Origin of the sequence: Variovorax sp. NFACC27, from assembly GCF_048301545.1 — a bacterium.
Classification (GTDB): domain Bacteria; phylum Pseudomonadota; class Gammaproteobacteria; order Burkholderiales; family Burkholderiaceae_C; genus Variovorax; species Variovorax gossypii.
Window position 1 is genome coordinate 1,658,863 of sequence record NZ_CP157613.1, and the last position, 9,285, is coordinate 1,668,147.

Sequence of the window (9,285 nt, forward strand, 5' to 3'; positions counted from 1 at the left end):
GCCGATGAAGAGCACAGGAAGCACACCCCTTGTGGATCCCCGACCCTGGAGACGCTTCGCATGACCAACGATTCCTTCTCGACAATTCCGGCGACACCGGAGCCCCTGGGCGCCCGATACCTTCAGGCGGCGACGAGCTGGCAGATGGCCGTCGCCAGGAGCGTCCTGCTGGCGCAGTTGGGGCAGTGGGAAATCCTCGCAGCTTGGTGGCGCGGAACAGCCGCCGCACAGCACGAGCTGGTGGACCAATGGATCTGCCGCTTCGGCGGCGGCGTGCCGCTGGACGGCTAGGCGGGCGAGCATCCACCCGGCATTCGCCCAACATCCATCCGATCTCGATTCCTGCGCCGGGACGCGGCGCGCCACCCTGCGGGGCCATCCATGAACTTCAGAACCATCCTCGTCCACCTGGACCCATCGACCCGCTGCCCCGAGCGCGCCGCGTTGGCGGCACGGTGGGCGCGTTCGCACGAGAGCCACCTCACCGGGTTGATTCCCACGGGCCTCTACGACGGCGTGATTCCCGCCAGTGCCATCGCCACGGGCATGACCGACTACATCGCCGAGTCCGCCGACTACCTGCGCCGGCGCGCCGAGGGCATCGCGCGGGAGTTCCGGCAGGGCATCGCCGCGTCCGGGCCGCTGTCGTACGAGGTGCAACTGGTCGACGGCCTCACGGTGGACGCCGTTGTGCGTCACGGGCACGCGAGCGACCTGGTGGTGATCGGGCAGAGCGACGGCTCGAACCGTGGGGACACCACCGTGCACGGCCTCGCCGAGCAGGTGCTGATGGACGTGGGCCGGCCGGTGCTGGTCGTTCCGTCCGTGGGCGAGTTCTCCGGCGTGCCGAAGGGCGTCGTCGTGGCCTGGGACGGCTCGCGCGAGGCGGCGGTGGCGATGCATGCGGCATTGCCGGCGTTGCGCGGCGCGCGAGTCACGCTCTTGTCGCTGCGCCATCCGCGCGACGAGGAAGACGCGCAGCGGCTGCTGCTGCCCGACATGATCCAGTTCCTGCTGCGCCACGGCGCGCAGGCGCGCGCGGAGTCGGAAGTGACCGAGACAGGCATCGCCGATGCGCTGCTGTCGAGGGTCGCCGACCTGGGCGCCGAGCTGCTGGTGATGGGCGGCTACGGCCATTCGCGCCTGCGCGAGCGGATACTGGGGGGCGTGACGCAGCAGATCCTTGCGCAGATGACGGTGCCGGTCCTGATCGCGCATTGAGCCGCGCCGGGCGCGGATGGCGCCAACTCGTCCTTTCGTCCTTTCGCCACTTCCCTGTGCCCTCATGGACACCACGCTCGTCGACGCCTTGCGCAATGAACTCCAGCGAGAAACAGGGCAACCCGTGGCGCTGGTGGAGACGCACATCTCCTGGGTACTGCTGACGCATGCGCTGGCCGTCAAACTCAAGAAGCCGGTGCGCCTGCCGTTCGTGGATTTCGGCAGCGTCGAGGCCCGCAAGCACTTCTGCGAGGAGGAGCTCCGACTGAACCGGCGCTTTGCCCCATCGCTGTACATCGACGTGGCGCCGGTCTGCGGCACGCGCGAGGCGCCGCGCATCGCAGGCCAGGGAGAGCCGATCGACCATGTGGTGCGCATGCGGCGCTTTGCCGAGTCCTCGCTTCTGCGCAACCTGCTGGTCGCGGACGCGCTGCAGCCGGCACTGCTCGACGGCTTCGCGCAGCGGCTGGCGTCGCTGCACCGGGAGGCGGAGCGGGCAGCACCGCTGTCGGGCTTCGGAAGTCCCGACCTGATCGCTCGCACGGCGACCGACGTGCTGGCCGCGTTGCAGGCGCATGCGCAGGCACGCGAGGGCGACGGCTGCGTCGTCGCCCTCGCCGAGCTGGGCAGATGGATCGGCGAGCAGGGCGATGCGTTGCGCATGGCCTGGATCGCCCGCCAGCAGGGCGGCGCGGTGCGCGAATGCCACGGCGACCTGCACACGGCCAACGTGGTGCTGGTCGACGGCGCGCTCGCGCCCTTCGACTGCATCGAGTTCGATCCGGCGCTGCGCTGGATCGACGTCATGAGCGACGTCGCCTTCCTCACCATGGACCTGAAGGCCCATGGCCGCGGCGACCTCGCGGCGCGCTTCCTGGATGCATGGCTGCAGCACGTCGGCGACTATCCGGGGCTGCAGGTCTTGCGCTTCTACGAGGTCTACAGGGCCCTGGTGCGGGCCATGGCCTCGGGGTTGGGGCCGGCGGCGGCTGCCGCAGGAGGCCCCCGCCCCGACTACCTGGCGTGCGCGACACGGCTGATGGCGCAACCTGAAGGGGGAGCCCGCCTGATGATCGCGCACGGCCTCTCTGGTTCGGGAAAGTCCAGCGTCGCACTGCGGCTGCTGTGCGCCACCGGTGCCGTGCGCGTGCGCTCGGACGTGGAGCGCAAGCGCCTGTACGGCCTGGCCCCGCTGGCGCGCTCGGCCGCACACGGGCTCGATATCTACGGCAGCGATGCCACCAGGAAGACCTTCGAAAGGCTGCATGCGTGCACCCGCGACGCGCTGCTGGCGGGCTATCCGGTGATCGTGGATGCGGCCTTCCTGCGCGCTGCCGAGCGGCGCAGCTTCGAGGCCCTGGCTACGGAGTTGCGCGTGCCTTTCACGATCCTGGACTGCAGCGCCTCGCCGGCCACGCTGCGCCGCCGCGTAGCCGAAAGGGACGCGACCGGTGCGGATGCATCCGAAGCCGGGCCCGTGGTGCTGGAGCGCCAGCTGGCGTGGCACGAACCGCTGGAGGCCGACGAACGGGCGGCGGCCATCGAGGTCTCCACGGAAGAGCCGGTGGACATGGCCCTGCTCGCAGCCCGCTGGCTCGCAGCGACCGTAGAGGGGCCGCGCTGATTGCCCGTCACTGGCTGGCCAGCTCTCCGCTCGGCAGGGTGAAGCGCTCATGCTCCGTCTTCGCGCTCTCGGGTGCGCGCACCAGCAGCACCGGCACGGGCGACATGCGCAGGATGTGCTCCGCGCTGCTGCCCATGACCCAGCGGCCGATGCCCCTGCGGCCGTGGGTGCCGATGACGATCAGGTCGGCCTTCCAGGCCTGTGCCGCGGCGATGACCTGGTCGTGAACGGTGCCCTTGAGGCTGTCGAGCAGCACGATGTCGGCCTCGACGCCTTCGGCCGAAGCCTTGGAGCGCGCGTCCTCGAGGAGCTTCCCGGCGTTGCCGCGCAGCTCCTCGAGCCAGTTGCCCGCGTAGCCCGCATACGCATCCATCGCCAGGGCGAAAGACAGCTCGTCGATGACATGCGCCACTCGCAGGCACCCGCCCGTGAGCTTCGCGAGCTGGATGGCCTCGGCCAGGCCGCGGGCGGACGTGGAACTGCCGTCGATGGGAACAAGAATTCGCTGGTACATGGCACGACTCCGGTCTGTTGATTGGATCGGTCCAGTATCCGGAGAGGAAGCGCGCGCGGCTTGACATTGATCAAGCCCGCAACCCGCGGCCGGCCCGGGTTTGATCTGGAGCAAGCCCGCTCGCCATGAAAGAGCGACCCTCGGGGCATGCACAGGAAGACCTACATGCCCCACGCCACCATCCGCATCATCCGCCAGGAGCACGCCGCGCTCGCCGCCATGCTGCGCTCCATCGTCATGCTGCTCGAGCAGCACCGCAAGAAGGGCACGCTGCCCGACTTCGCGACGCTCAGGGCCATGCTCTTCTACGTGGACGAGTTTCCCGAGAAGCGCCATCACCGCAAGGAAACGGAGCTGCTGTTCCCGAAGCTGCGCGCCAGGACGCCGATCTCGCGCGACCTGCTCGACAAGCTCGACGGCGACCATGCCAAGGGCGAGCGCAGGATCCGCAACGTGGAGCACGCGCTGCTCGCGTTCGAGATGCTCGGCGAATCGAGGCGCGAGGATTTCGAGCGCACGGTGGGGGAGTACGTCGACTTCTACCTGGACCACATGGCGCAGGAGGAGCGGGAGATCCTGCCATTGGCCGAGCGCGTGCTGACCGAGGACGACTGGCGGGAACTGGACGAGGCCTTCGCGCAGAACCGCGACCCGATGACCGGGCATGTGCCGGACCTCGAGTACAACGCGCTCTTCACGCGCATCGTCAACATCGTTCCGGCACCCATCGGGCTGGGGCCGGCCCTGTAGGCCGGCGCGGCCTCGGGGGCGGCTTTCCGGCTCCGGTGGCTTCAGCGCCGGTGGTGGGCTTCCATCGCCGTCTGGCAGGCCGCGCAGCGAATGGCCGTGGGCTGGGCGAACAGCCGGGTGCGTGGAATCTCCGCGCGGCAGTCTTCGCAGACCCCGTAGCGTCCGTCCGAAAGGCGTGCGAGCGCGAGTTCGATTTCCTCCAGCCTGGTGCGGTCGATCTCGATCTCGGCCAGGTGCACGTCGGCGGCGCGTTCGGTCTCGGCTTCGTCGGCATGCGTGGTGACTTCGCGGTCGGCCCCTGCCGAGAGGAGTTCGGCCGTGGGGGCCGAGGCGCGGAGTTCTTCCAGAACCTGCCGCTTCATCAGTTCGAGCTGCTGGCCGAGTGCGCGGCGGTCTGCGGTGTCGAGGTGTCTCATGGCGTGTTGTCCTTGCGATGGGGAAACTGCTGGTGGGTGTCGTTTTCGCTTGCCGATCAGGAGCGGCCTCGGCGCGAGGCCGGAAGCCGGATTGCCACGTAGGCGAGCCGTTGGTCGCGCATCACCAGCAGCGCCACGGTGTTTCCCGCCGGCACCCGGCCCAGGGCCCGCCTGAAGTCGTCCGCGCGGTACAGCCTGGTGGTGTTCAGGGCAACGACCACGTCGCCTGCACGAATGCCTTCGCTGCGCGCGAGGCCCTCGGCCTCGCGCACCATCAGCCCGCTTTCCATGCGCAGCTGCAGTCGCTGCGCGGGGGAGATGTCGGCCAGGCTCAGGCCCAGGCCGTCCTTCCACTCGGCTGGCGCGGCCGCGAAGGTCGTCGCTGCGGAGGCCGGCTGGGCCGTCAGCGTCGCCTGCAGGATGCGCGCGGCGCCTTCACGCCACACCTCGAGCCGCAGGCGGCTGCCGGGAGGGCGTTGCGTGATCTGCCGCGGAAGATCGATGAAGCGCGCGAGCGGCTTGCGGTCCAGGGCCAGCACGGCGTCGCCCTGCGCCAGGCCGGCCGCCTCCGCCGGGCTGCCGGCCTCGACGCGCACGACCAGCGCCCCCGTGGCCGCCGGCAGGCCGAACGACTGTGCCAGCGCGGGTGTCATTTCCTGGAACTCCGCGCCGAGGTAGGACCGTCGCACCGTGCCGTGCGCCTGCAGCTCGTCGGCGATGCGCATCGACAGGTTGATCGGTACCGCGAACGAAAGGCCCATGTAGCCGCCGCTGCCGCTGTAGATCATCGAGTTGATGCCCACGACTTCGCCCCGGCTGTTGAACAGGGGGCTGCCCGAGCTGCCCGGGTTGATGGCGACATCGGTCTGGATGAACGGGATCTCGCCCGCGCCGCCCATCACGCGGTCGATGGCGCTGACCACGCCCGCCGTCACGCTGCCATGGAAGCCGAAGGGCGAGCTGATGGCGGCCACCCAGTCGCCGGGGCCGAGCGTCGAGGAATCGCCGATGACGGCCACCGGCAGGGCCGTCGCGTCGATCTTCAGCAGGCCCACGTCGGTGCGCCTGTCGACGCCCACCACGCGCGCGGTGAAGCGGCGGCCGTCGTCGAGCCGGACCTGGACCTCGTCGATGTTCGTGACCACGTGGGCGCTCGTGAGGATCAGCCCGTCGTCGCGGATGATCACGCCCGAGGCGAGGTCGCGGATCTGGCTGATTCGTGCGCTCGCCGGCAGGGGCCAGGCCAGCCGGTCGGCGAAGTCGCGCTCCGGTGCTATCTCGAGCTCGATGTCCTGCGGGTTCTCGTCGCGCCCGACGCGCAGCGTGGCGATGTCGACCACCGATGCGCCGCGGCTTGCGACCAGCGATGAAAAGCCAGGCGGTGGCGTCGGCCCTGCACTTCCGGCCGTGACCGGGGGCGCCGGAGTCGGCGTGGACCCCGGCGCGGCGCAGGCGCCGAGCAGGCAGGCGCCGGCGACGAGTGCACAGGCGAAGCGAGCGGTGAGGGCGGTGCGGTGCATCGCACCAGCCTGGAGCAGAGGAACGGTCACGTCGATCCCGGTTGCGGCGTTCTCAGATCGACTGCGGCGACAGCGTGGCCGGGCGGGCCACTGCCTGCGGGTTCCTGGCGTTTCCGACGGCCGTGCCGAAGGCCTGCAGTCGCGCGGCACAGCTGCCGTCGTCGACCTCGCGCATCGTGACGGAGGAACTCAGGATGGGAGCGCGGCCCAGGATGTCGGCGATCTCGGCCGCCGCGTTCGGTGCCCCCTGGCCTCCCATGACCGAGAGCACGGCGATGTCGGGCAGCCTGCCGCGCTGGCGGGCGACGAAGCTGCGCATGGGGCCGGCGAGCCTCAGCATCCAGATCGGCGAGACGAGCACCACTGCGTCGAAGTCGCCGGGAGGAGGGCCGTCGTAGCCGATGGCGGGCTGGCGGCGAAGGATGGAATCGAGCACGCAGCGCAGGCTGCCCATGGCGCCGCTGCGGGGACGCACCTCGGTGACGGTCGCGAGCTGCCAGTTCTGCTGGCTGCACAGGAGTTCCGCGACCCGGCGCGAAGTGCCGGTGTAGGAATAGACGATCACAAGGACGTTGTTCATGGCTGCCTCTGCTGGGTTGATGGCAACCAATGTAGGCAGCGCAGGGCGGCACGGGCTTGCGCTGCATCAAGGGCCGCCCACGGCGTGCCGGCGCGCCGCGGGCCTTCGATCCTTGATGCAGCGCAAGGCCCGGGGCCGGGGGCGCGAGGACCATCGGGGCACCGGGACATATCCCGCCGAAGGAACCATCATGAAAATCCTGCTCGCCGTGGACGGCAGCGACTACACGACCCGCATGCTCTCCTACCTGGCCAGGCACAAGGAGTGGGCGAACGCGGGCCATGCCTTCACGGTCTTCCATGTGGTGCTGCCCGTGCCGCATCGCGCCGCTGCCTTCGCGGGGCCGGAGATCGTGCACGGCTACTACGAGGACGATGCGCGCATCGTGCTCGAACCCGTGCGTGCACTGCTGGCCGGCAGCGGCATCGAGGCGCGCTTCGAGCACCGGATCGGGCACCCCGCGGAGGAGATCGCCGCGTTCGCGCAGAAGGGCCAGTTCGATCTCGTGATCATGGGCTCGCGGGGACATGGCGCCCTGACGAACCTGGTGCTGGGCTCGGTCGCCACCAAGGTGCTGGCCGCGTGCACGGTGCCCATCCTGCTGGTGCGCTGAATGAGCGCCGCGACCGTCGCGAAAGGCTTGATCGTCGCTGCCGTCGCCGCATTCGTGCTGACGGGCCAGACGAGTGCGTGGTCGCAGGCGCGATCGTGCCTGGAGCGCGGGAGGCCGCAGTCGCAGGCGGTCGATTTCGCGGCGGCCGCGGCGCGGCAGTCGCCCGCGGTGGTGAGCATCATGGTCACGGAGAACGGCGGCGAGCGGCCGGTTGCCGGCGACACGCGGCCCTCGACGCCGTGGGAAAGGGGCTGGGGGCGCGGCTTCGCGTCGGGGTTCATCGTGGACAGCGACGGATACATCCTGACCAGTGCGCATGCGGTGAGCGGCGCCCGGTCGATCTCCATCGCCACCGCCGACCAGCGCCGCTTCGATGCCGAAGTGGTGGGGACCGACCGTCTCTCCGACGTGGCCCTGCTGAAAGTTGCCGCCACGGGCCTGCCGGTCGTCGTCCTCGGCCGCGGCAGCGAACTGTGCCCGGGCGAGTGGGTCGCAGCGATGGGTGCCCCGTTCGGCTTCGAGCGCAGCGTGACCGCGGGCGTGGTGAGCGCCAATCCGCGCTACGTGCCCGGGGGAAGCGGGGTGCCGCTGATACAGACCGACGTCGCGCTGAATCCAGGCAACTCGGGTGGGCCGCTCTTCGACGAACGGGGTGAGGTGGTGGGCCTGAACTCGATGATCTATTCCCCCGGCGGCGGGTACTTCGGCGTGTCGTTCAGCCTGCCCATCGACACGGCGATGCAGGTCGCGGACCAGCTTCGCACTGCCGGGTACGTGAGGCGAGGGCACATCGGCGCGCGCACCCAGCCGCTGACCGCCGAACTGGCGCCGGCCTTCGGCCTCGGCGCCGCGCTGGGCGCGCTGGTGGTGCGGGTCGACGCGGACAGCCCGGCCGCGGAAGCGGGGCTTCGCAGCGGCGACGTGGTGCTGGCCGTCGGGGGCGATGTCGCTATGAGCTACGCCGACATCCAGAATCGCGTGGCGGCAGCGCGCAAGGGCAGCCGGATTGCGCTGAAGATCTGGCGCCACAGGGCTGCGTTGACGGTGCAGGTGGGCGTGGCGGAAAACCAGCCGGACGTCAGGCCTCGGCCGGCCGGGCCTGCCGTCATGCAGGAAACGCGTTTCGGGCTTGAGCTCGCGCAGCGCAAGGGCGTGCTCGGCATCAGCCTGCCGCCGCCCGGGCTCTACGTGCAATCGGTGTCGGGCTCGGCCCAGCTTGCGGGGCTGCGTTATGGCGACATGCTGGTCGCGGTCAACGACGTGGAAGTGGCCGACCTCGCGGACTTCGACGCGGCGATACGGACCGTCCGCGACAGCGACACTGTCGCGCTGCTGGTCGTGCGCGGGTCGGCAAGAAGCTACGTGCCGATCCTTCCGCGCAGCTCGCCGCATGCCCCGATTGCACGGCACGCGAGCGACGGCGCAGTGTCGACCCCCTGAGGCTCTCGCGATGGAAAGATCGATCAGCTGCGGCGTTCTCGTGCTCGATCCGGCGGGCCGGCTGCTGCTCTGCCATGCGAGCGACAGCCGGTACTGGGACATCCCCAAGGGCATCCGGGAAGGGCAGGAGCAGGGCGCACAGGCTGCCGCGCGCGAGGCGTTCGAGGAGTGCGGCCTGCGGCTGTTGCCCGCGCAGCTGAGGGAGATCGGACTTCTTCCCTATCGCAGGGGCAAGGATCTCTGGCTCTTTGCGGTGCTGGTGCGTCATTTCGAGGCGAAGTCCTGCGTCTGCTCCAGCTTCTATACGGATCGCCACGGGCGACGGCGTCCCGAGGTGGACGGATTCCGCTGGGCCGCATTCGAACAGTTGCCGCAGCTTTGCGCACCCAGCCTTGTCGCGGTACTGACGCAGGCGCTTTCGCTGGCCGGCATCCACGGGCAGTTGTCGTACGAAGTCGGGCCCGTCGATGCGGCGCCCGGATCACCTCCCGGCCCTTGCGCAATTGATCTTGCGCAAGGCCGCGTACAGCCGCTCATTCAAGAATGACCGCAGGCTCCATCAATTACCTGTCACGAGGCTCCAATGAACATCACGTTGAACACAGCT

Annotated in this window: 11 protein-coding genes; 7 read left to right on the plus strand and 4 right to left on the minus strand. The window is 69.8% G+C overall.

The window, feature by feature from the left end; all coding sequences use genetic code 11:
• The first annotated feature begins 60 nt into the window (after positions 1–60).
• From ABL840_RS07720 to ABL840_RS07730, 3 genes are all read left to right on the plus strand, one after another.
• On the plus strand, positions 61–291 hold the full coding sequence (locus ABL840_RS07720) for a hypothetical protein (protein ID WP_093196483.1): 231 nt from the start codon (positions 61–63) through the stop codon (positions 289–291).
• 90 nt (positions 292–381) lie between these two features.
• The gene (locus ABL840_RS07725; RefSeq protein WP_093196481.1) at positions 382–1,221 is read left to right on the plus strand and encodes a universal stress protein; all 840 of its coding nucleotides are present in this window, start codon (positions 382–384) and stop codon (positions 1,219–1,221) included.
• A 64-nt stretch (positions 1,222–1,285) separates the two neighbouring features.
• The gene (locus ABL840_RS07730) at positions 1,286–2,845 is read left to right on the plus strand and encodes an AAA family ATPase (protein WP_093299795.1); all 1,560 of its coding nucleotides are present in this window, start codon (positions 1,286–1,288) and stop codon (positions 2,843–2,845) included.
• 7 nt (positions 2,846–2,852) lie between these two features.
• On the opposite strand, the gene ABL840_RS07735 is transcribed toward ABL840_RS07730, so the two are convergent.
• Positions 2,853–3,359 (minus strand): universal stress protein, encoded by a 507-nt coding sequence (locus ABL840_RS07735; RefSeq protein WP_093196477.1) that lies wholly within the window; start codon positions 3,357–3,359, stop codon positions 2,853–2,855.
• 165 nt (positions 3,360–3,524) lie between these two features.
• On the opposite strand from ABL840_RS07735, the gene ABL840_RS07740 reads away from it, so the two are divergent.
• Positions 3,525–4,109, plus strand: coding sequence for a hemerythrin domain-containing protein (locus ABL840_RS07740; RefSeq protein ID WP_093196475.1), 585 nt, complete (start codon positions 3,525–3,527; stop codon positions 4,107–4,109).
• Between the two features lie 41 nt (positions 4,110–4,150).
• Here the strand turns inward: ABL840_RS07740 and ABL840_RS07745 are convergent, their stop codons facing one another.
• Genes ABL840_RS07745 through ABL840_RS07755 form a run of 3 tightly spaced genes read right to left on the minus strand, consistent with a single transcriptional unit; the run spans position 4,151 to position 6,625 of the window.
• Positions 4,151–4,525 (minus strand): TraR/DksA family transcriptional regulator, encoded by a 375-nt coding sequence (locus ABL840_RS07745; RefSeq protein ID WP_093196473.1) that lies wholly within the window; start codon positions 4,523–4,525, stop codon positions 4,151–4,153.
• Positions 4,526–4,581: 56 nt separating this feature from the next.
• Positions 4,582–6,045 (minus strand): trypsin-like peptidase domain-containing protein, encoded by a 1,464-nt coding sequence (locus ABL840_RS07750; RefSeq protein WP_093196471.1) that lies wholly within the window; start codon positions 6,043–6,045, stop codon positions 4,582–4,584.
• Between the two features lie 52 nt (positions 6,046–6,097).
• Positions 6,098–6,625 carry a flavodoxin family protein gene (locus ABL840_RS07755; protein WP_093196469.1) on the minus strand — a complete coding sequence of 176 codons (528 nt, stop codon included), beginning with the start codon at positions 6,623–6,625 and terminating at the stop codon, positions 6,098–6,100.
• A gap of 190 nt (positions 6,626–6,815) precedes the next feature.
• Here ABL840_RS07755 and ABL840_RS07760 point away from each other — a divergent pair, with 190 nt between their 5' ends.
• Genes ABL840_RS07760 through ABL840_RS07770 form a run of 3 tightly spaced genes read left to right on the plus strand, consistent with a single transcriptional unit; the run spans position 6,816 to position 9,225 of the window.
• The gene (locus tag ABL840_RS07760; RefSeq protein ID WP_093196468.1) at positions 6,816–7,238 is read left to right on the plus strand and encodes a universal stress protein; all 423 of its coding nucleotides are present in this window, start codon (positions 6,816–6,818) and stop codon (positions 7,236–7,238) included.
• A gap of 27 nt (positions 7,239–7,265) precedes the next feature.
• Entirely contained in the window at positions 7,266–8,678 is a 1,413-nt protein-coding gene (locus tag ABL840_RS07765) for a trypsin-like peptidase domain-containing protein (RefSeq protein WP_418116224.1), read from the plus strand.
• A 10-nt stretch (positions 8,679–8,688) separates the two neighbouring features.
• On the plus strand, positions 8,689–9,225 hold the full coding sequence (locus ABL840_RS07770) for an NUDIX hydrolase (RefSeq protein ID WP_093196466.1): 537 nt from the start codon (positions 8,689–8,691) through the stop codon (positions 9,223–9,225).
• Positions 9,226–9,285: the final 60 nt, after the last annotated feature.

Excerpts from the sequence above, each read along its gene's own strand:
- ABL840_RS07720 (WP_093196483.1), top strand. The coding sequence starts at position 61 with ATGACCAACGATTCCTTCTCGACAATTCCGGCGACACCGGAGCCCCTG.
- ABL840_RS07725 (WP_093196481.1), top strand. The coding sequence starts at position 382 with ATGAACTTCAGAACCATCCTCGTCCACCTGGACCCATCGACCCGCTGC.
- ABL840_RS07730 (WP_093299795.1), top strand. The coding sequence starts at position 1,286 with ATGGACACCACGCTCGTCGACGCCTTGCGCAATGAACTCCAGCGAGAA.
- ABL840_RS07735 (WP_093196477.1), bottom strand. The coding sequence starts at position 3,359 with ATGTACCAGCGAATTCTTGTTCCCATCGACGGCAGTTCCACGTCCGCC.
- ABL840_RS07740 (WP_093196475.1), top strand. The coding sequence starts at position 3,525 with ATGCCCCACGCCACCATCCGCATCATCCGCCAGGAGCACGCCGCGCTC.
- ABL840_RS07745 (WP_093196473.1), bottom strand. The coding sequence starts at position 4,525 with ATGAGACACCTCGACACCGCAGACCGCCGCGCACTCGGCCAGCAGCTC.
- ABL840_RS07750 (WP_093196471.1), bottom strand. The coding sequence starts at position 6,045 with ATGCACCGCACCGCCCTCACCGCTCGCTTCGCCTGTGCACTCGTCGCC.
- ABL840_RS07755 (WP_093196469.1), bottom strand. The coding sequence starts at position 6,625 with ATGAACAACGTCCTTGTGATCGTCTATTCCTACACCGGCACTTCGCGC.
- ABL840_RS07760 (WP_093196468.1), top strand. The coding sequence starts at position 6,816 with ATGAAAATCCTGCTCGCCGTGGACGGCAGCGACTACACGACCCGCATG.
- ABL840_RS07770 (WP_093196466.1), top strand. The coding sequence starts at position 8,689 with ATGGAAAGATCGATCAGCTGCGGCGTTCTCGTGCTCGATCCGGCGGGC.